Raw genomic sequence first — 26,738 nt, 5'->3', positions numbered from 1 at the left:
TCAAAGTAATATATCTCAATATCAAGATACTTTTTAAGAAGTCATTATGCCGTTTGTGATTGCGTTACTCGCCCCAGTGTTTTGGGGGACTACCTATGCATTGGTGAGTCTTTACTTACAGGATATGTCGCCCTACTGGGTGGCGGTTTGGCGCGCGCTGCCTGCGGGCATATTGCTGTTGATGCTGCGCCCACGTTTGCCGACGCTGGCATGGTCTAAATTAAGCTTGCTGGCGTTTTGTAATATTGGCGCCTTCTTTGCGCTGCTGTTTATTGGCGCCTATCGGCTACCCGGCGCCGTCGCGGGTACGCTGGGGGCGACTTTGCCATTAATCTTTTTGATCCTCGCTTGGCTGATCGATAAAAAACGTCCGGGGATGAAGTGGTTACTGCTCGGTTTGATGGGCCTTGCAGGAGTGATTTTATTGCTTAATCCCTCGGCGGATCTCGACCCGATTGGTGTCCTGTGTATGTTGAGTGCGACGACTCTGATTGCCTTTTCTTCCCGTTGGATGCAGCGCTGGGATGTGGGCGATTTTTTAGTGCTGACCGCTTGGCAATTACTCTTGGGGGGATTGATGTTGATCCCGTTGGCTTGGTTTATGGCGGGGCCGCCACAGATACCGAATATGGATGTGGTTCCCTCGTTAATCTGGTTGGCTACCGCCAATACCGCGGTGGCTTATTGGGCTTGGCTGTGGTCAATGCGAAATTTAGGACCAGAAATCATGGGGATGGTGGCTTTAGTCAATCCCGTGGTTGCCGTATCATTAGGCGTATTGATTGTGGGTGAAGCCTTAGATATGCGCCAGTGGGCAGGGATTTTAGTGATTTTACTGTCGCTACTGCTGATGAAGTTGCCGCAAAAATTGAGGTGGAATCCCTTAAAAGCGAGGGGTTAGATGCTAAAACACTTAGACTTAAACTTACTGCCCGTACTGGAAATTCTCCTCGAGGAGCAGAGTGTCACGGCTGCGGCGGCGCGGCTGCATTTAAGTCAGTCGGCGGTGAGCAAGCAATTGACCCGCCTGCGCGAAGTGTTTGATGATCCCTTATTCGAGCGCACCGCCTACGGCCTCAAGCCGACGCCCAAGGCGCTGTCGCTGGCGCCCGACTTGCGCCAATGTTTACAGCAATTAGCGCAATTTACTCGGCCAGACAGTTTTGAACCCGCCTTAAGTCAGCGCCAGTTTCGAATGCATCTGGTCGAAACGACCTACTCGCTGACCTTCCCACACTTTATGCCTTCGCTCTTAGCGCAGGCGCCCGGTGTGAGCATTAATTGCCAAACCTGGCGGCTGGATACCATGGACAGACTGCTGCGCTGCGATATCGATCTTGCCATAGGTTGCCGCGAATGGGATGAACGTTCGCCCATGCATGTAAACCATATTCCGGATGATATCCATTATGTTGAATTGGTTCAGGATTACACAGTTTGCCTGATGCGCCGTGACCATCCTGCACTTTCGCAGGAATGGGATCTCGATACCTTTTTAAGCTATCGCCAGTTACAGGTCGCCTTTGGTGGCTTGGAATATTGGTTGTTAGACGATGTGCTGCAAATCCAAGGGCGTAAACGGGATATTGCGGTCAATATGACGGACTTTCAGAGTGCGCTGGCCCTGTGTGAGCAGAGTGATTTGATCCTCTGCGCCCCTTCCCGTTATGCCTTAGCTGTGATGAAGTCGTTTGATCTTAAGTATTTACCCTCGCCGATTAAACTGATCCCCGGTGCCTATCTGTTGATGTGGCATAAGCACTTCGAGCACGATCTCAGCCATAAATGGCTGCGGGAACTGATTATTAACAAAGTCCGCACCTCGCTCCCTAACTAACTTCTGCCCCAGTGTTTAGCCAAGCCCGCAGCTTAGGCAAAATCGCCTGTCCATCGGCTAGGCCTTGGTGATACACGGCGGTCACTTTATCGATATTGCGGTCAAGCCGCGAGAGATTAAGCGGCGCAGCAGGGCGGATCACAAAGGTATGGCCGCTGACTACACTCTGGGCGAGTTCCTTGAGGGATTGGTTATAACGTTGGTGACGCACTTTGAGTGCAGCGGCTACCGCCGGATAAGCTTGATAACGCTTGCGCGCTAACCAATTGAACTTCATTGGCGATTTTCGATAGTTTGCGTCCTGAGTCAGGATCACCACTTGGCGCGAGTAGCCCTCTTGCTGCGCTTGCGCGACCGGAATAGGCGCGGCGATGCCGCCGTCGAGGTAGGTTTGGTGGTTTATCCGATAGGGATTGGCCATAAAAGGCAGGCTAGAGGAGGCGATAAGCACGTCGAGCAATTTGTCGTGCTCCTGAAAATCGGCCATGCCAAAGTAATCGGTTTGTCCTGTCTGGCAGTTAAATGCCCCGACCTTAAACTCGGTTCCGCTACCTAAAAAGGTTTTAAAATCAAAAGGCAGTAACTCATAGGCCATGCGCTTATAGGTAAAGTCGGTGTTGACATAATTGCCCGTGGCTAACCAGTGGCGTAGCCCCATGTAGCGCTTATCCCGCAGATATTGCTGCTGAATTTGTAAATTGCGGCCAAATTGGCGTGAGACGTAAGAAGCGGGATAAATCGCCCCCGCCGATACGCCTATCACATAGGGGAAGTGCAATTGTTGCTGCAAAAAGGCATCTAACACGCCGGCGGTATAAATTGCCCTCAGGCCGCCGCCCTCTAACACTAAGGCCACATCTTGCATTGAGTTACTACTGTTTAATCGAATGGATAGAACAGCATACTCTAACTCACCTGATAAATGAAACGCGTGTCTACAAGGGTTAGGCGGGTATGGCTAATCTTGGCGTGAGCTCGCAGGCGCTGGGTTGAGTCAGTAATGCTGGGTTCGGACTAAAATCCATCTGGCTAAAATATTGGCTGAGCGCCGCAATGGCTTCTTTCACTTTGGCGGGCTGTTTATCCCGCGCCGAGGTCACGCTGTAAACGCTGTAGGTGCGCAGCGACCAGTCGGGCAAAAGTGTCACCAGTTGGCCAGATGCAAGATATTGATGCACTTCGGGCTCTGGCAATACGGCAAAGCCTAATCCATCGAGGGTGAGTTGGATAAGCGTCTGCATATTGTTGACGTTGATGCGCTGGGCAGGGAGTTCGACTCGCGCTTGAGTCTGTGAATGGGTTAAGAACTCGGGCTTAGCATAGCTGTGGCTAATACGGTTGAACCCTTGTAACTCGTCAGGATGCTGTAGGTGTTGATGCTGGGGAATATAGTTAGGGGCGACGCACAACAACATGCGCCAATCTGCCAAGGGGCGAGCGATAAGGTTCGAATCCGATAGAGGGCCGATGCAAATTGCCAGATCGATTCCTTCGTTAACTATATCGATTGGACCGTCCTGTAATTGCAGATTGAGGCTGATCTGCGGATGAGCCGCCAACAGGTTCGCTAATGGTTGGCTGAGTAAACCGCTACCAAAGCCGACCGGCGCGGCAATTTTTAGCTCCCCCGAAGGTGTGCCCTTTAATGCATGCAGCTGATGTTCGGCACTTTCTACTATTTTTATGATTTTAATGCAGTTTTCATAAAATAATGTGCCCGCCTCTGTGAGTGTCAGGTGGCGGGTATTACGGTGAAACAGACTAATTCCCATATCCATTTCAAGCTTTGCGACTTGTTGGCTCACCGCCGATGAACTCAGATTAAGCTGCGTTGCCGCAGCACTCATCGAGCCTTTTTCCGCGATGGCGGCAAACACGATCATGCCCTTGACCATATTTCTATTCATTCTTAAGCAACTCTTACAAGTGATTACTCAAAGTCTAACTTGAGCCGATTGTAACATAGGGATACATTGCCGTATTGAAAATTATTATCATTTACAAAGGGTCAAGGGAGATTCGTTGGTTATGTTGTTACGTCGTAAAAAGATCCTCGCACAGCTAGTTTCTGCCGCATTATTGCTACCCGCCACTCAAGTTTTGGCGGATGCCGCACCCGATCAAGACAAGATGATGGAAAGAATCGTCGTCACCGCATCGGGTTTCGAGCAGCAAGTGCGTGACGCGCCCGCTTCTATCAGCGTGATCACCCGTGAGGATCTCGATACACGTTTTTACCGTGACTTAACCGATGCTATGTTAGAAGTGCCCGGCGTGGTGGTGACTGGCGGTGCCGACCGTCGGGACATTAGTCTGCGGGGCATGGGCAGCCAATACACGCTGATCCTCGTCGATGGTAAACGCCAGTCTTCCCGCGAGACCCGCACCAACAGCGACGGTCCTGGTGTTGAAGGCGCTTGGACGCCGCCGCTCGCCGCAATCGATAGGATTGAAATTGTCCGCGGACCCATGTCATCCCTTTATGGCTCCGATGCCATAGGTGGGGTGATCAACATCATCACCCGTAAAGTGCCCAATGAGTGGCAGGGGGAGCTGCGCCTCGACACTACGCTGCAGGAAAAGTCGGACTCAGGCAATGTGTATCAGGGCAACTTTTTTGTGAACGGTGGCTTGATTAAAGATCTGCTCGGCGTGCAGTTATACGGCCAATACACTCAACGTGAAGAAGATAGTATCTACGGCGGTTACCGAGGTCGCGATGCGGATAATCTCACCGCCAGATTTGCCCTCACGCCTAACCAAGACCATGACATCATGTTGGAAGTCGGCATCGCCAACCAAGAGTTGGATAGCACCTTAGGGAAAACCGTTGCGCCATTGGCGCCGGGCGCCAGTTGTGGCCGCAGTGGTTGCCCTGCTTCGTCGTCAACCGAGTATGAAAACAGCACCATTTCCCTATCGCACACCGGGCGTTGGGACTTTGGTACCTCGGATACTTATATCAAGCACGAAGTATTTGATAACAAGTCCCGCAAGATGAAGATCAAGAATACCGATGCTCAAACTAGCCTGATCGCAACCTTAGGGGAAAGCCATACCGCCACCTTCGGCGCTGCCTTCAATAAGCAAGATCTTACCGATGAAACCGGCAATCAGGTCAGTGACTTAACCGATATTAGTCGCCGCCAATGGTCGGTGTTCTCAGAGGATGAATGGCGTATCGTCGATAATTTTGCCTTAACCTTGGGCCTGCGTTTAGACGATGATGAAAACTTTGGCGACCACCTCAGCCCACGGATTTACGGCGTATGGGGGCTGACCGAACACACTACCTTAAAAGGCGGTGTGTCGACCGGCTTTAGGGCGCCGAGCCTGAGGCAAACTGTGCCCGATTGGGGGCAGGTAAGCCGAGGCGGCAATATGTACGGTAACCCCGATTTACAACCCGAAACCTCAGTAAACTATGAGCTAGGCATTTACACCGATCTCACCGACTCCATCACCACCAGTGCAGGCGTGTTCTATAACGAGTTTGAGGACAAGATCACCCGTGTCGCTTGCCCTGCGACTCAATGTACCGATGGGCCGAATCAGTTTGGCTCCGACCCGACCACCTATGTGAATATCGATGAGGCGGTCACCCAAGGGGTTGAGTTTAGTATCGACTATAAAATCCTCAGCAACTTGGCATTGACGGGCAACTACACTTATACCGACTCGGAGCAAAAGACGGGCGCCTATAAAGGTAGTCCATTGAATCAGTTACCTAAACATCTGGTGCAATTGTCGGTTAACTATGAGCCGATAGATAAGTTAAGCACTTGGCTGCGGGTTAACTATCGTGGTGAAGAGAGCCAGCCAACCACTGGGCCTTCCTCGAGCAGCTTGATTGCGCCTTCCTATACGCTGTTAGATTTAGGTGCCAACTATCGCGTTAATGACAGCATTAAGTTCAGCGCGGGTATTTATAACGCCTTCGATAAGGACATCACGGAAGAAGAGTACGGTTATATCGAAGACGGCCGTCGTTACTGGTTAGGCATGACCTATAGCTTTTAATCGTGTTTAAAATTAGTCGCTTAATACAAAAAGCCAGCATTTAGCTGGCTTTTTTGATTATTCAAAATCCGGTTTACGGATAAATAGAATGCTGAGATCCTGCGTTGGCGTGAACTGCTTTTGCTGGAACTCAAAGGTGAGTGGATCGGTTTTTTTAAGCTCGCCATCAAAACACAGGCTAATGAGATCTGTGGGCTGGGATTTTTTAATAGTGAGTTTGAAGTCCTTAATCGCCCCTTGCCAGTTATTGGCCGTGACCAAAATATAGCTAAGGTGGCTCCATTCCACGCCATATTCAACATCTTCGCCGTCTTGTTTAACGATAAGGTTTCGCTTTCGAATACCTTGCTTAGCGCTTTCATCTAAACAGGCAAGTTCAGTGTAAGTATCGATAATACTATTGGCAGTATCGGGGATGCCCGTTGAAATACTCGGTGTATAACTGTGGCTGATGGAGACAGATTGGCCCGCGGGAAAGGTTTGTTCCCACACAAAGTAATCGCTTAGGGTAAAGGCGATTTGTTGCTCTTCATCTAACCATTCCTTGGGGAGCGCGGGTTTGCCCTTGGGAACTTCGCCGTACTCGGCAAAATAGGCGACTTCCTCTACGCCCCAGCCGAGATTTTTAAGCTCTAGTGAAATATCCGTCTTATCGGCAAGTTGGGCGACGAGCCTGTGCTCGGTTGGTTGGGTTTTGCCATTTACTTTGAGTGTGAAGTTATCGATGCTGCTGTGATCGGCTGAGCCAAAAAACATCGGCGGCATAGGGAAGGCGATGGGGACGGTAAGATCCTGCGAGCTGCTGTTGGTAAACAGATAATCGACCCTGACTTCGGCCTCGCTAATAAAGAGCGACTCCTTGTCCATACTGATATGCGGCTGATATTTAAGGGTGATAGAACCATTAGCATCACCAAAACTGCTGTCATTGGCGAAGGCTGCCGTGCTCAGCAGCGCGAGTAAACCGCCCATTAGGGCGCGAATATGGATTGACATAAACATCTCAAAAGATAGCAATAAAGGATTAGGCGCGGCGGGCAAGCGCAATGGCTGCGGCGATGGCGTTGCGAGCCTGTGGGCTGTTTTTCCAACAAGTGGTGCGTAGCATGCTAGCGACGAGGTTGGCGATATCTTCGACCTCATGCTCGGCTAACTGGGCGAGTGAGCTAATACCGATTTCTTCAAAGCGTTTAATAACAGTCGGGCCAACACCTTTAACGGCGAGTAGTGCTTGTTTTTCTTGCTCATTAAAACCCATAACGAATACTCCTTTATTACTGGGCGACAGACTCATGCGTGAGTGGTGGCAAGCGTAGCCTGAAATGGCGCTAACAAAAAGGCCCATCATGGGCCTTTTGTGGTTCAACCGATATTTACATATCGCAGGGCTTGAGTGGCTTACGCAATTGGGCGCGCACGTTATCCATGCCGGCGTAAAACTCTTTCATCATTAACAGGCCCATCATCTTACCGTTATCTGTGATGATCAGATTATCTGGATCGGTTGGGTCGTTCTTGATGGCGCCAATCAGTTTCATCGAGGTCATTTCCTTAAACAGGGCTGTGTCTAAGTTAACGCCGAAGGTTTCGCGGAAGTATTTGCGCGATAGGCGACCAGAGAACATCCCCAGCAGGAAGCGATACTGCATCACGTCCTTTTTGCTGTAGTTTTTCTGTTGCTCGACGCCCATCTTGCCGGCGGCGATCCGCTCTTGGTATTTACGCAGCGAGAAAGTGTTGACGTATAAAGTGTCGTTCAGGAAGCTAAATGAGCCTGAACCCACCCCTAAATACTCATCGTAGTCGATAACATATTCGTCGAAGCCTTCGTCATTCGCCTTACCAAAGGCCCATGCAGACAACTGATTATATTGACCATTTAAACGGTTTAAGATCTGGCGATATTGGTTGGCCATATCCGCCTGTGGCGCTGCCAGTTTACCTTTAACACTCTTACGCGTTTGGTGCGTGATCATCAGCGGATAGGTGGTGATCTGTCTTGGGTCGAGGCGCGATGCCATGTCTAAGTCGTGCTGGATCACTTCATCGGTTTGACCGCGAAAGCCAAAAATCAGGTCGACGTTGATAATAGGGAACAGCTCTTTGGCCGCCATGATCTTGTCGAAGGTTTGCTGACCTGTGCCGAATTTTTCGAGGCGATCGGTCATTTTTAAAATGTCGTCGTTAAAGCTTTGGACGCCGATGGACATGCGATCCACTAAGCCCTTGAGTTGCTTAAAGCCTGGGCTGTCTAAATGCTGTGGATCCGACTCGCAAGACACTTCTTTAATGCTTGGGAATAGGGTCTTGGCATGCTCAATAGTACGGGCGAGTTCGTCTTCTAATACTGTGGTGGTGCCGCCGCCAATGTACATAGATTCAAAGTCATAGCCTAAGGCTTTGACCATCTCCATCTCTTTACGCAGAGAGATAAAGTAAGCGCGCGCCTTGTCTTCCTTAAACATAAAACGGTGGAAGGTACAGTAAGAACACAAGGTATGGCAGAAGGGCACATGGGCATAAAGCATGTACTTTTTACCTTCGACCGGGGCGGGCATGATGTCGGCGGAGAGCGTATCGAGGCGAAGATTCTTATCGACATAATACTGCATGACTCGTTCCATCGAGCTGAGCATCCAGTTAGGGACGGTAATATTCGCTTGATAAGGCGTTGCGATCGCGCGATTGAGCGTTTGAATAACTGAAGACATAACGATTCCTATCTGAGAGTGCTAACCGTAAACACCGAAATTGCTTTAGGTAATTCACGACCACCTAGCGCAATTAGACTACCTCGTATGGAGTAAGCAAAACGTGAACTGGTTATAAGTTACGGTTTCCTAACAAGGAAATCACTGGCTTTTTGTTAAGCAGATCATGTTTTAGTAAACATAGATGCATATTTACTGAGGTTTTTGGCTGTTTGTTATTGAATTTGAGCGATTAACTTTAGTGCTCAATCGAAAGACTGAAATGATAAAAAGTTGAGCTTCTTACTTGTGGGCATTTTGACTTGTACTGAGGGTATCTGGCTGTCATTATCCCTGCGGACATGGCTTAATCTCCCCAAACCGCCTGAAATCTTGGAGGATCCCCATTGGTTAATATCAACCGCTTTTTTCCGCTATTTGCCTTACTCGGGGCGGGTACGGCGTATTTGATGCCCGCATGGTTTAGCGGATTGAAAACCAGCATAGTGCCGTTGCTGGTGGTGATTATGTTATCTATGGGACTGACCTTAGATGTGCGGGATTTTGCCTATGCATTCAAACAGAAACGTGCCGTTATCACTGGCTTAATCTTGCAATTTACCCTGATGCCCTTAAGCGCCTTAGCCATTAGTTTACTATTAGGGTTCAATCGGGAATTGACCATAGGCATGGTGTTGGTGGGGAGTGTGGCGGGTGGCACTGCATCGAACGTGATTTGCTATTTGGCCAAGGGCGATGTCGCCTTATCTATCACTATGACTGCGCTATCCACCTTAGCGGGTGTGGTGCTCACTCCCTTGATTATTGAGCTATTAATCGGTGAGATGGTCGCCATTCCTTTAATGGATATGCTAGTCAGTCTCGTTAAAATCGTGCTTATCCCTGTGACTGTGGGTGTGGTGTTGAATCACTTCTTTAAACCGCAAGTGGCTAAACTTGCCCCCGCATTGCCCATCATTTCTATCGTGGCGATTGTACTGGCCATCAGCATTATTGTGGCCCTAAATGCAGGGCAATTTTCGCAGGTGGGGCCTGTGATTTTACTCGCGGTGTTTCTACATAATGGTTTGGGACTCGCCTTGGGTTATACCTGCTGCCGCTTGCTCGGCTTTAACCATACAGTATGTAAAACCATTTCGATTGAGGTGGGGTTGCAAAACTCAGGCCTTGCGACCGCATTATGCATCAAGTTTTTTAGCCCGCTCTCCGCCGTCCCCAGCGCGATTTTCTCGATTTGGCATAACCTTTCAGGTGCGATGTTGGCAGGATATTGGGCGAGCTTAGAGCAGAAGAAACAGAGCGATGGATTGGAATAAACCATTAGATGTTTATTTAAGGCTTTATGCATTGCTCTAAAAAAGTTCGGCCTAACATCTTGCGATATTAGGCCATTGTAACGACTTAGCTGACTCGAATTAGAGTCTAAAATGCGAGACTACGCCTGTTAGCTGTTCTTTCGTGGCGGCCAAGGAGGTCGCGCTATTGAGGGTCGCTTTACCACTTTGATTTAATTCTTCAACCATTTCGCGAATGGTATTCAAGTTACGATTAATCTCTTCACTGACGGCGCTTTGTTCTTCGGCGGCGGTGGCGATTTGATTGCTCAATCCATTAATATCAAATACATAAGTGGTCAAGGTTTCCAAGCTTTCAGTCACCAACGTGGTGGTGTCCGCTGCATCTTGGCAACTCTGTTTAGTCTCATCCATCGCATTAACGGCGCTGTTAGCACCCGTGCGCAGGCGTTCTAGCATTTGATTGATCTCGGCCGTGCTCGCTTGGGTGCGAGCGGCAAGGGCGCGTACTTCGTCGGCGACGACGGCAAAGCCTCGACCTTGTTCACCGGCGCGGGCGGCTTCGATGGCGGCGTTAAGGGCGAGTAAGTTGGTTTGGTCGGCGATATCTCCAATCACATCTAAGATGGTGGCGATATGGCGGGTGTTTTCATTCATTTCCGCGATGGTGTGAGCGGCGGTATCGACCTTACCAACTAAGGCGACGACAGTATTTGCCGCCTGTTCGACAGCCTTTTTCGACTTATCAGCCTGTTCATTTGCCTGCTGGGTAAAGCGTGCGGCAGAGGCGGCATCACCGGCAACGTTATGGGCAGTTGCACTCATTTCGGTCATGGCCGTCACCACTTGGTCGGTTTCTACCGCGTGGGTTTGCAATGCATGGGTATTGGCATTGGACTGCACATTCAACTGACCAATTTGATCCGACATATGTTCAGAGGCCTGGGCAATATCGGAAATCATATGGCGCAAGTGGTCAATCACTCGATCAAGATCGGCGCCGAGCGCACAGAGTTCGTTTTGCCCACTGATTTGAGTCTTCTGGGTGAGATCGCCATCGGCAAGGTGTTCTACAACCCGCTTGATTTGATGAACGATATTGACTAAACGTCTGCTCATAAACAGGGCGCTTAGCAGGGACGCGACAATGGCAACTAGGATTAGGCCAAGGAGCAGCGCTTCGGTGGCATTGACTTTGTCTTCTGCCTGTTTGCCTAGTTCATGGTTGCGTTGGGTGATCAATTTGACTAATTGATTGATCTCATTACTGACTTTTGGCCCAAGAGCGCCGCGTTCTGACGTGAGTTCAGGTTCGGTGCCCGTTTGTTTGGCGAAGGCTAACTCCTGCTGATAGAGACGCACATATTGCTCGATTTGCGGCAATAGTGTGCGGATCGTTCTGGCATCTTGCCCCATAAAATCGGTGTTAAATTCTGCGAGTTGCTCGACAAGTTGCCGAACATTGCGTTGCTGCAAGCTGATGGCGTCGCTGTTATGGACTAGTGTGGCTAAGCGCAACTCGAAGAACGCTTCACGCACATTGGTGAAGGTTTCGGCGAGTTTGGTATTGTTGACGAGTCGACTGCTGGTGTTATTGAGTTCGGCAAAACCCCGATAGGAGGAAATGCCGATAATGATCAATAAAATACTCGCAAACACTGAGGGCAGCGCCGTCAATGTGCTGGTTTTTGCATTGTTAAACATGGTGGCCTACTGGGGTATCAATCAAGAAGGGGTGTAATTAAATTACACATTGAGGCCATTTTAACGCTTGGATTTCACTCGTCGCAAGGCGATATTTTGAACGTAATATCTATAACGCTATGTTTTTAAATACGTTGTTTTTAGTGTGTTAACCGTGGATGGCGTACTGGTTGCTAGGTGTTATGTAAGTTAAATTCATTGCATTTGCAGGCGATTGATTTTATTGTGAAAATTGTTTTGCGAGCGAGTGCTCTTCTACAGTGCATTAACAGGCAAAAAAGCGATTGTGAGGCAGATCGCAAAACTTACAAATGTTTATAAGTGTATCCATGGTGCTATCGCACGTTGGGGCTGAACAACCAAACGCCACGTGCTTTCGCTCGAATCAAAGCCCGCCAAATCTCTGCAAAAAACTGAGGCGTCAATGCGTCCTCGTCTGTCAAAGCGAGTGACAATTGTTCCTTGCTCAATTGTTTATCTCTCATTCCTACGAATTTGCGTTCGGTCACAAAGTCATAAGTAGAATGTAAATGATATTGGTTATCATCTGGATTTAAGGTTGTTTTAATGTAGATTGTCGGCATTTCAAGCTAACACCGTTTATCAATGAGTGCCGTCGAGGTTTTTATGGAATGCAGGGCGTTTAAGAAAAGTGCAATTGCAGTAATGGTTTCGAGTTTAGTGATGTCCTCAGCTTACGCTGCTGTGGACGCAGAATCTTCTGAACCGATTGAAAAGATAACTGTTTATGGTGAGAAAATCGAGCGTAGCCTTAAGGATACGACTTCCTCTATTTCGGTTATCGATAAAGACGCGCTCGACAGCGGTCAATATCAATCTACCTCGAGTGCCTTATCTGAAGTGCCTAACGTGGTGGTGCTTACGGGATCTGTGCCGGATATCCGTGGGGTTTCTGGTAATGGTTCTGCCTCTGGATTTAACTCTTTTACCGGCGGTGCTCGGGCGCGGGTATCCACCTTAGTCGATGGAGTTGCCGAACCTTTTGTGGCCGATCTTACTGGTGATACTGGTCTGTGGGATATCCAACAAATTGAGGTGTACCGCGGTCCGCAATCGACAATTAACGGTCGTAACAGCATTGGCGGCACAGTGTTTATTAAAACGGAAGACCCCACCTTCGATTGGCAAGGTGCGGCTCGTGTCGGTTATCGCAATCAAGATAACTTTATCGATAGCGCCGTTATGCTCTCAGGCCCGATTCTCGATGATGAGTTGGCGTTTAGGGTGAGCGGACAAAATGTGACAGGGAATACCTTCAATAAAGGCTTGGAATATGAGACAAATCCAGCCCCATTCGACCTCAATGAACTGATCACCAATCGCTGGCGCGGTAAATTCCTGTGGCAGCCGAGTGCGATTGAAGATCTCAAAGTGCTCTATAGCTTTTCATACAATGATGAGAAAGGTGACTCTGGGCGCAACTATTTTACCGGCGATGATCCTTGGGCGTTTAAGCCTATTTTCCAACGTTATATCGAGACTAAATCCACGACTCACTCAGTGAAAGTCGATTATGACCTCGGTGAAGGCCGCGCCTTCGATCTCATCGTCGCTTATATGGATTATGACTGGGGCTTTGAATCCTATGAGGCTCTCGCCACGGCGCAGCAATATGTTGATATGAATGACCAGAGTTACACCGTCGATGGTAAGTACAGCTTTGGTCTAAAAGATAAAGATTTCAACGGCTTTGTGGGTTTAGCCTATTTTAAACGCGATCAAGATTTTGGTAGTACTGGCAGCTCTGTTTACAGTGGGGATGACAGCACTGAATCCACCTCCATTTATGGTGAGATGACCTATGGCCTTGCCGAATCTCTCTGGGTCACATTCGGTGGCCGCGTGATGCGTGAGGAGCAATTGCGTAACTTCAATATGCTCTATCAAGGCAGCCAATTGCGGGAAAAACTCGATAATGCCAATACCGTTACCCTGCCGAAGTTAGTGCTGCAATATGCGCTGAATGACAGCACAACTTTAGCGGCCAGCGTGCGTCGCGGTTATAACTCGGGTGGCGGTGCGTTGTCGTTAGCCGAAAGTGAGTATTACTACTACGACGAAGAGTACGTTAATACCTATGAAATCAGCAGTCGCAGCGCGTTTATGGATGGCGATGTTAACTTTAGTGCCAACCTGTTCTACAACGATTTCGACGGTTACCAAGCCTCTAACAGCGCCCGCAAAATTACCAATATCGATAAAGCGGTCAGCTACGGTATTGAGGCTGAATTCAGCGCTATGCTCACCGAAAACCTGCAGTTTATTTCGGGCGTAGGTTTACTCGATAGTGAGACCAAGCAAGCGGATCCTAGTTATGGCGACATTATCGGCAATCAGCTGAACTCGGCGCCGCATGTGACCGCCAATGCGGGCTTAAAATATTGGTTGGGCGATGCGTTTTCTTTCGGTTTTTCAGGTAACTACGTAGGTGAGTATTATGCGGATATCAATAATACTGAATCACGGGTGGCTGGCGATTATGTTGTTGCCCGCTTAAGCCTCGATTATCAAACCGATAGCTGGAGAATCAGCGGCTTTGTAAACAACCTGTTTGATGAGCAAGCGTTGACGGTAAATGAACCCGCTAGCCGCAGTTATCCCGATGGTTATGCGGCGATTATCGACCCTAGAAATCTCGGTGTATCTGTGATGTACCGCTTCTAAGCGCTCGATTTGACGCACTTATTTTACCGATAAAAAAACCTCCACAGCATGCTGTGGAGGTTTTTTGTTTTCAGCGACTTTTACTCTTTATATTTCAAAGTGCCGTTGGCTTTGATTTCGTCGTACCACAGGTTGTGGTGTTGGGTTGCCCAGTTTTCATCACAATAGCCAGACACCATACACTCCATACCGCCTTCTGACATTACCGTTGCCATAAAGATGTGCACGATAGAGAAGGCGCAGATCACGATGGCGCTCACTGAGTGCAATACCAGCGCGATTAAGCTTAAGGTACGGCTTGGTTCGAAAAGATTTGGGAACAGTAACAACATGCCTGAGGCAGAAATCACTAATCCAAACAGGGCGAAGGCCCAGAACCACATTTTTTCACCGGCGTTAGCAAAACCAGCATCAGGGTGCTTACCTTTGAAGGGACCAAAGTTGATGTAACCACCAACAACGAGGAACCATTTCACGTCGTACATTTTTGGCAGCTGGTTCTTCGCCCATAACACTGTCATCAATGCCCAGCCGATCATGAACGGAATCGCCATCACATCGTGGATTTGCTTCGCGCCATAGACTATGGCTTCCCAGATGCCTTCGCCCAACCAAGGTTGGAAGAAGAAACGACCCGCTAACAAAGTTAAGCCCGTTAGAATCAACATTAAGCACGGGATCGCACCGAGCCAGTGGATTGAAACGTCGAACTTTGACCAGCGATGCACTAGCTTGCCCGAAAAACCATGGTGTAGCTTGGAGATGCCGTTCACCTTGATAAATAAGACAAAGATAATGATCATGCCGAATAACGCCGCCATTAAGGCCGGCGCTAACCAGTCGCTACGCAGCTCCAGTACACGCAGATCATAGGTATTGATCGGTTGTGCGTGGAACTCGCTTTGGGAGGTAGTGTATCCCGTGGCGCCGTCCTTCAGCTGTGCCCAAATTTGGGCATCAGAGGCTTGAGGTTGGAGCGCTTGTTCATCACCACCATTGGCTAGACACACGGCACTAAACAGCAGTGCTATGGCTAAACCTATGTGTTTGAACCATTTGTTCATCATACATCCTCTCTCGCTTAGTGGCGCCTGCTAGCAGGCGCCAAGCTAAGTCTGTGGACAGATCCTGTGACCTGAATTAATTCCAAGCCGCGTTTTTAGCGCCACGGTAAGCCACACGCTCACGGAAGATGCTAGAAACCACTTCTGCATCACCCGCTAACAGGGCCTTAGTCGCACATAGTTCTGCGCACATTGGCAGTTTACCTTCGGCAATACGGTTTGAGCCGTACTTCTGGCGCTCTGCCTCTGAGTGGTTTTCTTCTGGGCCGCCGGCACAGAAGGTACATTTATCCATCTTACCGCGGCTACCAAAGGCACCTTTTTTCGGGAACTGTGGTGCGCCAAATGGACAGGCGTACAAGCAGTAACCGCAACCAATACAGGCATCTTTGTTGTGTAGCACAATGCCGTCTTCGGTTCTGTAGAAGCAGTTTGCTGGGCAAACCGCCATACATGGCGCGTCTGAGCAATGCATACAGGCGACAGAGATTGAAGCTTCACCGGGTTGACCATCGTTGATAGTCACGACGCGGCGGCGTTGGATACCCCACTCGAGAGCGGAATCGTTTTCGTTTTTACATGCGGTGACACAGCCGTTACATTCGATGCAGCGCTTGGTGTCACACAAAAATTTCATTGTAGCCATAGTGGCAATTCTCCTAGCTTAAGCTGCACTTACGCTTTAACGATCTGACAGAGCGACGCTTTGGTTTCCTGCATTTGAGTCACAGGGTCATAACCATAGGTCAGTGCCGTGTTAGCGGATTCACCGATAACGTAAGGCACAGTGCCCTCAGGGTAGTTAGGCGCTAAGCTTTCACCGTGCATCACACCCGCAAAGTGGTATGGCATAAAGGTCACACCTGGTTTAACGCGTGGCGTTACCAGAGCTTGTACTTTAATGCGGCCACCTTCGGCGCCCTCTAACCACACAAACTCACCGTTGCGGATACCGCGGTCGGCTGCGTCGCCTGGGTTGATTTCAACAAACATTTCCTGTTGAAGCTCAGCCAGCCATGGGTTAGAACGAGATTCTTCACCACCACCTTCGTATTCCACTAAACGACCAGAGGTCAGTACCAGTGGGTACTTGCCACTGAAGTCTTTCTCTTGGATTGACTTGTACAGTGTTGGCAGACGATGAACTTGCATATCGTCGTAGGTTGGGTATTTAGCCACTAAGTCACGGCGTGCTGTGTATAACGGCTCGCGGTGAACTGGCACTTGGTCTGGGAAAGTCCAAACAATACAACGGGCTTTAGCGTTACCAAATGGAATACAACCATGCTTGATTGCCACGCGCACGATACCGCCTGATAAGTCGGTCTTCCAGTTACGACCTTCGGCTTCGGCTTTTTCTTCCGCAGTCAGGTCATCCCACCAACCGAGTTGCTTCAGCAGCTTATCGGTAAATTCTGGGTAACCGTCTTGGATCTCGGCACCTTTAGAGAAAGAGCCTTCAGCCAGCAGGTTTTTACCATTGTATTCAACGCCGTAACGAGCACGGAAGTTACCGCCGCCGTCTTTAACGTGTTTAGATTGGTTATACAGAATTTGGGTACCAGGGTGTTTAGCTTCTGGTGTGCCCCAACATGGCCAAGGTAAACCGTAGGTTTCGCCTTTAGCTGGGCCGCCGGCGGCTTCGAGCGTCTTGTTGCTGAAAGTGCCCCAGTTTTGGGTGTGCAGCTTGATACGCTCAGGGCTTTGACCTGTCATACCGATGGTCCACATGCCGCGGTTGATTTCGCGGGTGATTTCTTCGATAACCGGTAAGCCGTTTTCTTTGGCGATGCGTTTAGTGTATTGCTCGGCGATACCGAGTTTTTGCGCTAAACGGTACATGATTTCGATGTCGGTTTTTGACTCGAATAAAGGTTGGATAACCTGCTCACGCCATTGGATAGAACGGCCTGAGTTAGACACTGAACCTTGAGTTTCAAACTGAGTCGCAGCAGGTAACAGATACACGCCATTCTTACGACGGTGCATAACACCCGCCATGGTTGGGAATGGGTCGACAACCACGACTGTGTCCATCTTGTCTAAGGCATCACGCACTTCACGTTGACGGGTTTCAGTGTTGACCGATTGACCCCAGAAGAAGGCCATACGGATATTGTCTTTCTGTGCCAGCTTGCTCTTATCTTCTAACACGCCATCGTGCCAGCGAGAACAAGGAATACCTGGGGTGGTCATTGGATCTTTGCCTAAGTAGGCGTTTTGATCGAAGCGGCTCTTCACCCACTCCATATCCAGATCCCACACATGGGTCCAGTGAGTCCAAGCGGCTGAGGTTAAACCGTAGTAGCCAGGCAGGTTGTCGAACAGCAGACCTAAGTCAGTCGCGCCCTGTACGTTGTCGTGGCCACGGAAAATGTTAGTGCCGCCGCCAGAAACGCCCATGTTGCCTAAGGCTAATTGCAGAATACAGTAAGCACGAGTGTTAGCGTTACCGACGTGGTGCTGAGTACCACCCATACACCAAATCACAGTACCCGGACGGTTTTCTGCCATCAGTTTTGCGGCTTGATAAACCACTTCTTCGCTCACGCCAGTGATATCCGCCACTTCTTTAGGTGGGAACTTTTTCACTTCTTCGCGGATGGTTTCCATCTCGAATACGCGTTGTTGGATAAAGGTTTTATCTTCCCAACCGTTTTCGAAAATGTGCCATAACATACCGTAGATAAACGGAATATCAGTACCAGGACGAATTGCACAGTGCAGATCTGAGTGCGCCGCTGTGCGAGAGAAACGTGGGTCAACAACGATGATTTTCGCGTTGTTTTTCTCTTTGGCGATCAGAATGTGTTGCATTGAAACCGGATGCGCTTCTGCTGGGTTTGCCCCGATCAGGAAGATGGCATTGGCATTCTGAATGTCGTTGAAAGAGTTAGTTTGCGCACCGTAACCCCAAGTGTTAGCAACACCGGCTACCGTGGTAGAGTGACAAATACGAGCAGAGTGGTCGACGTTGTTTGTGCCCCACATGGCCGCCAGTTTGCGGTACATATAGCAGCCTTCGTTAGAGAACTTAGCGCTACCCATGAAGTACACAGAGTCTGGGCCAGATTCTTTACGAATGTTGAGCATTTGGTCGCCCACTTCGTTAATCGCATCTTCCCAAGAGATTTTTTTCCACTTGCCATCAACCAATTTCATTGGGTATTTCAGGCGTTTTTCACCGTGGCCATGCTCACGCAGTGCAGCACCTTTCGCGCAGTGACCGCCGGCATTGAATGGGTGATCGAACGCGGGTTCTTGACCTGTCCACACGCCATTTTGCACTTCGGCATACAGACCACAACCCACAGCACAGGCACTACAAATCGTACGTTTAACTTCGATCGGCGCGTCGTGTGGCACATCTTTGGCTTCTGCGCGGCGCATCATGCCTGTACCCATCAGAGAAGCGGCTGCGATACCACCAGTAGTAATACCTGCTTGCTTCATAAATTGACGACGGCTAATGCCTAACGTCGGTTTGTCGGCCACTTGGGCGACATCGGACTTGCGAGTTAACTTCATCGCTGACTTCTCCTAGATTAGCTACGCAGGCTATCGTAATAGCTGATAATGTGCGCAGTTTCGTGGTAACCCTTAGGCTCTTTAGTTGTTACCTTGCTGCTCTCGCTGGCTTGGGCTGCGCTCATGCCGGTAGCGGCAATTGCGGCGCCGGCAACGCTGCCAACGGTGAGTGCTTTAAGCAAAGAACGGCGAGATAAATCGCTAGGTTGTTGCTTCATGCTGACTCCTGAATGAGGGGTTATGGTTCTTGGATGGCGCGACTTTTCGAGGGATTAAACTTGTTATCAAAAAGTGAAGATTAGAGGTGGAAAAGATAATGAAATCATCTTGCTTGCCGTTAATCATCGCGCGTGAGGGCAATATAGTAGGAAAAGATTGAGTAGGATTTGATCTAGAACAGTTTGCAGCCGGACAGGCAGGCGTGCTGATGCAAAAGCGTTAACTCGCTCATGGTTTCAGCACTTGTGTGAACACGCAAAAATGGGTCGGTTTTCGGATAAAAATGAAACGCTTGTTAATGAGTTGTTGTTTGGAGTCTAGGTAAAAAAACACCCCGCACTGCGAGGTGTTTTTATTGGGGTAAAGCTTCAGGCTTTAGTTAGTCTTTATAACGCAGACTGCCGTTAGCTTTGATTTCGTCATACCATAAATTGTGGTGCTGGATAGCCCAGTTCTCATCACAATAGCCTGACTTCATGCACTCCATACCGCCTTCACTGAGTACGGTCGCCATCCAGATATGCACTATGGTAAAGGCAATCAGGATAACGGCACTGATCGAGTGGATCAGCAGCGCGCCCATCGAGGCTTCACGGGGTAGATCTAAGCCGGGTAATACCAACATGATGCCAGACACACTGATAAACAGTCCGAAGAGGGTCAGTGTCCAGAACCACATTTTTTCACCGGCGTTAGCAAAACCACTGTCAGGGTGTTTGCCTTTGAATGGGCCAAAGTTGATATAGCCACCGACCACTAAGAACCATTTAAGATCGTACATCTTAAAGGTTTGTAGCGGCATCCATTTCACCACGCAGACAATCCACGCCATGATAAAGATGGGACCAGCCCAGTCGTGCACGGTTTTACTGCCGTAGATCAGCGGTGCCCAGATGTCTGGCCCTAGCAGCTCTTGCACAACATGCTTACCGAGCATAATGGTTAAGCCGGTAAACATCAGCGTGAGACAGCTAATTGCCATGATCCAGTGGATCCACAGATCCGCCTTAGACCAACGAGCCACCATCTTGCCTGAAAAGCCGTGGCTGAGTCTTGAAGGACCATTCACCAAGTAAAACAGTAAGAAAGCACCAAACACACCCGTTACAGCCAAGGCCATAATCGGGGTGATGTATTGGTTTCTCAGTTCTTTACCTTGGTTACCGGCAACGTTAATCAACACCCCAGTTTCGACCCCTTTGGCTGTGGTATAGCCAGTTTCACCCGACTTTACCGCGCGCCACAGATCGGCTTCGCTGGTTTGCGCTTTCGCCTGTTGTTGACTCGATTGCTGATCACTTGCTTGTACTGGGCTTGCGCTCATTACTGAACCTAGGCCCAATCCCATCACGAGTACCATCAGAGCAAACAGACTGCGCAGTGATTTGTTTAACTGTTTGTTTAACATTTTCACTCCTTGCCAGAGGTTAGGGATGACTCCCTAACCTTCACTCTGCTTAGTTAATCTCACCGGTCTTTGGGTTGTAGCCCCAAATCACGTTAGGATTGCCTCGAGAGGCCATACGTTGACGGTAGATGTTTGATACTACTTCCGCATCACCCGCAAGCAGCGCTTTGGTTGAACAAAGCTCAGCACACATAGGTAGCTTGCCTTCAGCAATACGGTTTGCACCGTATTTCTTGTGCTCGGCTTCGGAGAAGGTTTCTTCTGGGCCACCGGCACAGAAAGTACACTTGTCCATTTTACCGCGGCTACCGAAGGCGGTTTTCTTCGGAAATTGTGGTGCACCAAACGGACAGGCATAGAAGCAGTAGCCACAACCGATACAGGTATCTTTGTTGTGTAGCACAATGCCATCGTCAGTACGGTAGAAACAATCTGCCGGACATACGGCCATGCAAGGAGCGTCGGTACAGTGCATACATGCTACTGAAATCGATGCTTCACCCGGTTGACCATCGTTAATCGTCACCACGCGGCGACGTTGAATACCCCACTCAAGTGCGGAGTCGTTTTCGTTTTTACATGCTGTGACGCAGCCGTTACACTCGATGCAGCGTTTGGTGTCACACAAAAATTTCATGACTGCCATAATGGCTTATCTCCTCATCAAGTAGGTTAGGCTTTGCTAACTTGGCAAAGGCTGGACTTAGTTTCTTGCATCTGAGTCACAACGTCATAGCCGTAAGTTAAAATGGTGTTTGCCGATTCACCTTGTACATAAGGTACTGTACCTTCTGGGTAATTCTTCGCGAGGTTTTCACCTTCGAAGATACCGGCGAAGTGGTATGGCATAAAACATTCACCCGGAACAACCCGTGGTGTCACCATTGCCTTCACTGTGATCTTGGCGCCTTCAGGACTATGAACAAAGACATTGTCACCGTCACGGATACCACGGTCAGCAGCGTCTGCCGGGTTCATTTCGATAAACATTTCTTGTTGTAGCTCGGCCAACCAAGGGTTAGAACGAGATTCTTCACCACCACCTTCGTATTCCACTAAACGACCAGAGGTCAGTGTCAGTGGGAAGCCTTGGGTAAAGTCCTTATCCTGAATTGACTTATACAGAGTCGGTAGACGCGCAACCATAAGGTCTTCGTAGGTTGGGTATTTAGCGACTAAGTCACGACGAGGAGTGTAGAGTGGCTCGCGGTGCAGTGGGATATCATCTGGGAAAGTCCACACGATACAACGTGCTTTCGCGTTACCGAAAGGAATACAGCCGTGCTTGATAGCAACACGTTGGATACCGCCAGACAGGTCTGTCTTCCAGTTTTTGCCTTCGGCCAGTTTCTTCTCGTCTTCGGTTAAGTCATCCCACCAACCCAATTGCTTGAGCATGTCGGCGGTAAACTCAGGATAACCATCTTGAATTTCACTGCCTTTAGAGAATGAACCGTCGGCAAGAATGCTAACGCCATTGTGTTCAACACCGTAACGGGCACGGAAAGTACCGCCGCCGTCTTTCACTTCTTTAGATTGATCGTAAAGAATTTGGGTACCAGGGTGTTTCATTTCTGGCGTACCCCAACATGGCCAAGGTAAGCCGTAGACTTCGCCTTTAGCTGGGCCGCCCGGTGCGGTCAGGCTATTCACATCGAAAGTGCCCCAGTTTTCTTGGTGCATTTTCAAACGTTCTGGGCTTTGACCTGTGTAACCGACGGTCCACATACCTTTGTTGAACTCGCGAGTCACATCTTCAATTAATGGCTCTTCGCCATTGACTTGGATGTGCTTACAGAATTCTTTTTCGATACCCAGCTTTTTCGCCAGTTTGTACATGATCACGTGGTCAGGCAGTGACTCAAACAATGGCTCAATCACTTTAGAGCGCCATTGAATTGAACGGTTAGTGGCTGACACTGAACCGTAGGTTTCAAACTGCGTGGCTGCGGGTAGCAGATATACCCCGTCTTTACGTTGGTGCATCACACCAGCCATGGTTGGGATTGGGTCAACAACGACCACAGTATCTAACTTGTTCAGCGCTTCACGCACTTCACGGCCACGGGTTTCGGTGTTAACTGATTGACCCCAGAAGAACGCCAGACGGATATTGTCCTTCTGCGCGATCTTGGTTTTATCTTCGAGTACACCATCGTGCCAGCGAGAGCAGGGGATACCCGTTGAGGTTTGTGGGGTTTGACCTAAGTATTCGCCTTGGTCGAAACGGCCTGCAACCCATTTTGGATCTAAGTCCCAAACGCCAGACCAGTGAGCCCAAGCGCCTGAGGTTAAGCCGTAGTAACCGGGTAAGTTGTCGAATAACAGACCAAAGTCTGTTGCACCTTGCACGTTATCGTGACCGCGGAAAATGTTGGTACCGCCGCCAGACACGCCCATGTTGCCCAGCGCTAACTGTAAAATACAGTATGAACGGGTGTTGGCGTTACCGACGTGGTGCTGAGTACCGCCCATACACCATACGATAGTGCCTGGTTTGGTCTCTGCTAACATTTTTGCGATACGGTACATTTGAGCCTTAGGCACGCCTGCAACGTTTTCGACTTCTTCAGGGGTATATTTTTTCACTTCATCGCGAATACGTTCCATGCCGTAAACACGTTGATTGATGAACTCTTTATCTTCCCAGCCGTTTTCAAAAATGTGCCATAACAGGCCATAGATGAAGGGGATATCGGTACCTGGGCGGATATGCACGTACTCGTCAGACTTGGCTGCAGTACGGGTGAAACGTGGGTCAACAACGATGATCTTAGCGCCGCGCTCTTTTGCCACCAGAATGTGTTGCATGGCGACAGGGTGTGCTTCACTTGGGTTTGAACCCACGAACATGATGCACTTAGAGTTGCGGATATCATTTAACGAGTTGGTTTGCGCACCGTAGCCCCAAGTGTTAGCAACACCGGCTACCGTGGTAGAGTGACAAATACGGGCTGAGTGGTCGACGTTGTTTGTGCCCCACAGTGCCGCGAGTTTGCGATATAAATAAGCCTGTTCGTTAGAGAACTTAGCACTACCCATAAAGTAGATAGAGTCTGGACCCGATTCTTGACGAATCGCCGTCATTTTATCGCCCACTTCATTGATAGCTTGTTCCCAAGAGATCTTCTTCCACTTACCGCCTTCTAACTTCATTGGGTATTTCAGGCGTTTTTCACCGTGGCCGTGTTCACGCAGTGCAGCCCCTTTCGCGCAGTGGCCGCCTTGGTTAAATGGATGATCGAACGCGGGTTCTTGACCTGTCCACACACCGTTTTGCACTTCAGCATAGATACCACAACCCACTGCGCAGTGAGAGCAAATGGTACGTTTGACTTCAGTCGGTGCATTATGGGGGATATGTTCCTGCGCCTGTGCTTTACGCATCATACCTGTGCCAAGCATAGACGCGGCGGCGATACCACCAGTGGCAAGACCTGCAGATTTTAAGAATTGGCGACGATTAAGACCGAGGGCGGGCACTTTTGGCTCGACGACTTGGTCTGTTTTGCGGGTTAATCGCATCACACACACTCCTCTGGTTAGTTGTTCAACGACGCATAGTAGTTACGGATATGGTCGGTTTCGCGATAGTTGTCACTCTTAGGTTCGCTTGGGGCAACTGTTGGGGTGGCAGCCAGAGCTTGGCTACTGACAGTCGCAACCGCGCCAGCCGCACTGCCGAGTGCCAATGCTTTGAGCAATTGACGACGGCCCATGTCGGAAGCTTGCTTCTTCATAGTGTCTCCTTGTGTTACTGGATGAGGTGATGCATACCACGATCACCTCGGTTACTGTGGAAGCCTAAGCTTCCTTTTTGTGGCAAAGGTGAACCTTAAGTCCACCTTTGCCTATCAAACTAAAACGCGATAGGCACTGAATCTGCGTATCGCCAACCGTTTTAAGTTTAGTTCATTAATTCCACTTGTTTTTCTAAATCGCTGGCGGCGGGTTGTAGCTCCGCACTGCCGGGGCAATTGACGGGAATGTCTAAGCTCAGTTGTTCAAATTCGGTGGCTTCCATCTCGAAAAACGCCTTCGCAAGATGGGCGACCGTGGCATAAAACGCCGCGCTTGGGGCTTTGCTGACGGCGTCACAGAAGCGCTGAATCCAACTACCGATGTGGCGTTGATAGAATGCCAATTGACGGTAGCCTGGCGCTTCAAGGATCAAGATGCCCATAACTTCGCACAGCGCGGCCACATGATCCTCGGGTTCTTTGACGTTTTCTTCACGTTCAAAACCGAGTTGCATTAAGTCTTGGCGCAGCAGAGCTAAAGGCTTATCCATCAGTGAGCCCGTCATAAACCAGCTGCCATAGGGCAGGATTTCGCCACAACCCACACCGAGGAACAGGGCAAAATACTCATCTTCTAATTGTTCACTGCTGAACTGCTGGGCGGCCAATTGCAGGGATAACCAAGCCTTGGTCATCTCATTGTCTTCATTGGCATCGATTTCAAGATTGGCCAAAAATTGCAGCAGTTCAGGGCTTGGATGGCGACGCAACAGGGCGGCCAACAGTTGATAGATATCGGCTCTCAACTGATCGTTTTCTGATACTTGTCTTACTGATTCGGTCATAGCGGATCTCTTATCGCAGTTGCTTTTCAGGATCTTGAAGAATGTCTTCAAACATGTCTTTTACCCGGCAATCGCCACACATTTTCAGTCGTTCAATATTGGCTGAGAATGCGCTGTGCGCGCCGACCATATCCAGCATCCGATGCACCATAGATTGGGTCGCAAAAGGAGAGCCGCAGCGAATACATTCGAATGGGGCTTCTTCTTTCAGGGTTTGTAATTGCTGACGAGCAGCTTTATCAAAGTTAATTTGTGGCGTCAGGCTGATGACCTTTTCAGGGCACGCCGCCTCACATAAGCCACATTGAACACAGTTTTGCTCAATAAAGTGTAGTGCAGGTTTGTCGCCACCATCTTGCAATGCCATGGTGGGGCAAATCGCCACGCAGGACATACACAGGGTACATTTCTCGACATTGACGCTGACTTTGCCGTAGGGGACGTTGTTGATACTTAAACTACTGTTGATTTCACCTGCCTGGCTGTTCAGATGGTCAATCGCGTCAAACAAGGTGTTACGTTTAGTGGTCGATGCAAAAGCGCCCGGCACAATCACTGGCCAGTCGAGGCTGATATCGAGCAGCGGCTCTAAATTCGCCAGCATGCTTGGGTCGATAAGGCTCAGGCGCTGCGGTTGGCCGATTTCATCTAACATGCTGTTGGCTAAAGCGAGTTCACCTTTCAACATTTGCGTGAGCGTGGGAGCTGTCGCCTCGGTATTGAGGATTAACACTTGGCGTGCGCCCCAAGCCAGAGCTGCTAACCAATGGTCAATGCTGGCAACGGTGATTTCTTCGAGGGCGACAGGTAATACATCCCCGGCTAAGTCGTCCCCTATCAAGTTTGCGCCAACCGCGTTGTCATGGAACAGGATCACGGGCGCGGTTTGGGCTTGTTCACGGTAACGGTTGATAATCTTATTCAGGTAAGAATGCAGTGCCTGTGGCGTTGGTAAGTCATAACCAATCGCACCCGTCGGGCAGGCACTCGCACAGCTACCTGCGCCGTGGCAGAGGTAAGGGTCGACCTCAATTTTCTTCGCAACACTGCTAATCGCATCGGCGGGGCAGAAGTTGAGGCAGCGGTTACAGCCGTTGATGCCATTACGGTCATGGGCGCATAAGTCGGCATTGATTTTAACGTAACGGGGTTTATCAAACTGGCCCACCAATTCAGGGAGTTGCTCCAGCGCATCGGCCAGTTTGGCTTCGTCTTGACCGACATAGAAATAGCCCGGCGGCAGCATTTCTAAATTCAAGCAAGGGGTGCTGCTTAAATCGAGGATCAAATCGAAATGAGCTTTACGAATGGCGACAACACTCAATTCCGCCGCGCCATTTTGATGCTCGACGCTGACTTGGAATTGACCTAAAAATCCTTTAATGCCAATGAGTTTGTTATAGTAGCTTTCGACATCCGTCGCCGCAGCCATCACCTGTTCAAGGTGGGTTTCATCTTGGCTGGTAATCGCTTCGTTAGCCAAAATCACACGGCTCGCCATAGTGGACAATTTGTCCGCCGCGAGGCGTGCCAGATCCTCTGGGCCAATAATTAGCACTGTGCCTTCAGTGGTGTAGCTCACTGTTGGCGGGATCAGATTCTGTAAAATCTGCGTTTGGGCTAACACATTTTGCCGCGCTTGTTTTAGCGCAAGCTGGGTTTGATTGGTCATCAAATGAGTG

22 protein-coding genes are annotated in these 26,738 nt (G+C 49.5%); 5 read left to right on the top strand and 17 right to left on the bottom strand.

Features of this window, described 5'->3' with window-relative positions:
- Window positions 1–46: 46 nt before the first annotated feature.
- Both N7386_RS20320 and N7386_RS20315 read left to right on the top strand, forming a co-directional pair.
- Window positions 47–901 carry an EamA family transporter gene (locus N7386_RS20320; RefSeq protein WP_279770671.1) on the top strand — a complete coding sequence of 285 codons (855 nt, stop codon included), beginning with the start codon at window positions 47–49 and terminating at the stop codon, window positions 899–901.
- Window positions 902–1,837, top strand: coding sequence for a LysR family transcriptional regulator (locus tag N7386_RS20315; protein WP_279770670.1), 936 nt, complete (start codon window positions 902–904; stop codon window positions 1,835–1,837). It abuts the gene before it with no gap.
- Here the strand turns inward: N7386_RS20315 and N7386_RS20310 are convergent.
- Complete coding sequence (locus N7386_RS20310) at window positions 1,830–2,702, bottom strand: patatin family protein (RefSeq protein WP_279770669.1); 873 nt, start codon at window positions 2,700–2,702, stop codon at window positions 1,830–1,832. The genes N7386_RS20315 and N7386_RS20310 overlap by 8 nt on opposite strands.
- Window positions 2,703–2,781: 79 nt before the next feature.
- Window positions 2,782–3,744: a LysR family transcriptional regulator gene (locus N7386_RS20305; protein WP_279770668.1), complete on the bottom strand. Its 963-nt coding sequence runs from the start codon at window positions 3,742–3,744 to the stop codon at window positions 2,782–2,784.
- 121 nt (window positions 3,745–3,865) lie between these two features.
- Here N7386_RS20305 and N7386_RS20300 point away from each other — a divergent pair, with 121 nt between their 5' ends.
- Window positions 3,866–5,857, top strand: a complete 1,992-nt coding sequence (locus N7386_RS20300; protein WP_278892527.1) for a ligand-gated channel protein — start codon at window positions 3,866–3,868, stop codon at window positions 5,855–5,857.
- Window positions 5,858–5,914: 57 nt separating this feature from the next.
- Here N7386_RS20300 and N7386_RS20295 read toward each other — a convergent pair whose 3' ends face one another.
- The 3 genes from N7386_RS20295 to N7386_RS20285 all read right to left on the bottom strand — a co-directional run bounded on the left by N7386_RS20295 (window position 5,915) and on the right by N7386_RS20285 (window position 8,568).
- The gene (locus N7386_RS20295; protein WP_279770665.1) at window positions 5,915–6,853 is read right to left on the bottom strand and encodes a DUF4424 domain-containing protein; all 939 of its coding nucleotides are present in this window, start codon (window positions 6,851–6,853) and stop codon (window positions 5,915–5,917) included.
- Window positions 6,854–6,881: 28 nt separating this feature from the next.
- On the bottom strand, window positions 6,882–7,115 hold the full coding sequence (locus N7386_RS20290; protein WP_086903564.1) for a hypothetical protein: 234 nt from the start codon (window positions 7,113–7,115) through the stop codon (window positions 6,882–6,884).
- A gap of 115 nt (window positions 7,116–7,230) precedes the next feature.
- Window positions 7,231–8,568 (bottom strand): coproporphyrinogen III oxidase family protein, encoded by a 1,338-nt coding sequence (locus N7386_RS20285; RefSeq protein ID WP_011718647.1) that lies wholly within the window; start codon window positions 8,566–8,568, stop codon window positions 7,231–7,233.
- Between the two features lie 386 nt (window positions 8,569–8,954).
- On the opposite strand from N7386_RS20285, the gene N7386_RS20280 reads away from it, so the two are divergent.
- Window positions 8,955–9,884, top strand: a complete 930-nt coding sequence (locus tag N7386_RS20280) for a bile acid:sodium symporter family protein (RefSeq protein ID WP_011718646.1) — start codon at window positions 8,955–8,957, stop codon at window positions 9,882–9,884.
- Window positions 9,885–9,983: 99 nt separating this feature from the next.
- On the opposite strand, the gene N7386_RS20275 is transcribed toward N7386_RS20280, so the two are convergent.
- Window positions 9,984–11,567: a methyl-accepting chemotaxis protein gene (locus N7386_RS20275; protein WP_011718645.1), complete on the bottom strand. Its 1,584-nt coding sequence runs from the start codon at window positions 11,565–11,567 to the stop codon at window positions 9,984–9,986.
- Between the two features lie 335 nt (window positions 11,568–11,902).
- The gene (locus N7386_RS20270) at window positions 11,903–12,151 is read right to left on the bottom strand and encodes a hypothetical protein (protein ID WP_041412850.1); all 249 of its coding nucleotides are present in this window, start codon (window positions 12,149–12,151) and stop codon (window positions 11,903–11,905) included.
- A gap of 43 nt (window positions 12,152–12,194) precedes the next feature.
- Between N7386_RS20270 and N7386_RS20265 the strand changes: the two genes are divergently transcribed.
- On the top strand, window positions 12,195–14,252 hold the full coding sequence (locus N7386_RS20265; RefSeq protein WP_011718644.1) for a TonB-dependent receptor: 2,058 nt from the start codon (window positions 12,195–12,197) through the stop codon (window positions 14,250–14,252).
- An 80-nt stretch (window positions 14,253–14,332) separates the two neighbouring features.
- Here the strand turns inward: N7386_RS20265 and N7386_RS20260 are convergent, their stop codons facing one another.
- The 10 genes from N7386_RS20260 to N7386_RS20215 all read right to left on the bottom strand — a co-directional run bounded on the left by N7386_RS20260 (window position 14,333) and on the right by N7386_RS20215 (window position 26,728).
- Entirely contained in the window at window positions 14,333–15,316 is a 984-nt protein-coding gene (locus tag N7386_RS20260) for a formate dehydrogenase subunit gamma (protein ID WP_011624447.1), read from the bottom strand.
- A gap of 76 nt (window positions 15,317–15,392) precedes the next feature.
- Window positions 15,393–15,962, bottom strand: a complete 570-nt coding sequence (gene fdh3B, locus N7386_RS20255; protein WP_011627524.1) for a formate dehydrogenase FDH3 subunit beta — start codon at window positions 15,960–15,962, stop codon at window positions 15,393–15,395.
- 29 nt (window positions 15,963–15,991) lie between these two features.
- Window positions 15,992–18,844: a molybdopterin-dependent oxidoreductase gene (locus N7386_RS20250; RefSeq protein WP_011718643.1), complete on the bottom strand. Its 2,853-nt coding sequence runs from the start codon at window positions 18,842–18,844 to the stop codon at window positions 15,992–15,994.
- Between the two features lie 17 nt (window positions 18,845–18,861).
- Window positions 18,862–19,062, bottom strand: a complete 201-nt coding sequence (locus tag N7386_RS20245) for a twin-arginine translocation signal domain-containing protein (protein WP_011624444.1) — start codon at window positions 19,060–19,062, stop codon at window positions 18,862–18,864.
- A 380-nt stretch (window positions 19,063–19,442) separates the two neighbouring features.
- On the bottom strand, window positions 19,443–20,471 hold the full coding sequence (locus N7386_RS20240) for a formate dehydrogenase subunit gamma (protein ID WP_011624443.1): 1,029 nt from the start codon (window positions 20,469–20,471) through the stop codon (window positions 19,443–19,445).
- Between the two features lie 49 nt (window positions 20,472–20,520).
- Window positions 20,521–21,117, bottom strand: a complete 597-nt coding sequence (fdh3B, locus tag N7386_RS20235) for a formate dehydrogenase FDH3 subunit beta (RefSeq protein WP_007651894.1) — start codon at window positions 21,115–21,117, stop codon at window positions 20,521–20,523.
- Window positions 21,118–21,143: 26 nt separating this feature from the next.
- Window positions 21,144–23,996 (bottom strand): molybdopterin-dependent oxidoreductase, encoded by a 2,853-nt coding sequence (locus N7386_RS20230; RefSeq protein ID WP_279771085.1) that lies wholly within the window; start codon window positions 23,994–23,996, stop codon window positions 21,144–21,146.
- 17 nt (window positions 23,997–24,013) lie between these two features.
- On the bottom strand, window positions 24,014–24,211 hold the full coding sequence (locus N7386_RS20225) for a twin-arginine translocation signal domain-containing protein (protein WP_011074127.1): 198 nt from the start codon (window positions 24,209–24,211) through the stop codon (window positions 24,014–24,016).
- Window positions 24,212–24,378: 167 nt separating this feature from the next.
- A complete protein-coding gene (locus tag N7386_RS20220; RefSeq protein ID WP_011718641.1) occupies window positions 24,379–25,056 on the bottom strand; it encodes a molecular chaperone TorD family protein in 678 nt (225 codons plus the stop codon).
- Between the two features lie 10 nt (window positions 25,057–25,066).
- Entirely contained in the window at window positions 25,067–26,728 is a 1,662-nt protein-coding gene (locus tag N7386_RS20215) for a 4Fe-4S binding protein (protein WP_279771083.1), read from the bottom strand.
- Window positions 26,729–26,738 lie beyond the last annotated feature (10 nt).

This window comes from Shewanella sp. GD04112 (assembly GCF_029835735.1).
Classification (GTDB): domain Bacteria; phylum Pseudomonadota; class Gammaproteobacteria; order Enterobacterales; family Shewanellaceae; genus Shewanella.
This window is presented reverse-complemented; position numbering and strand designations above follow the sequence as displayed.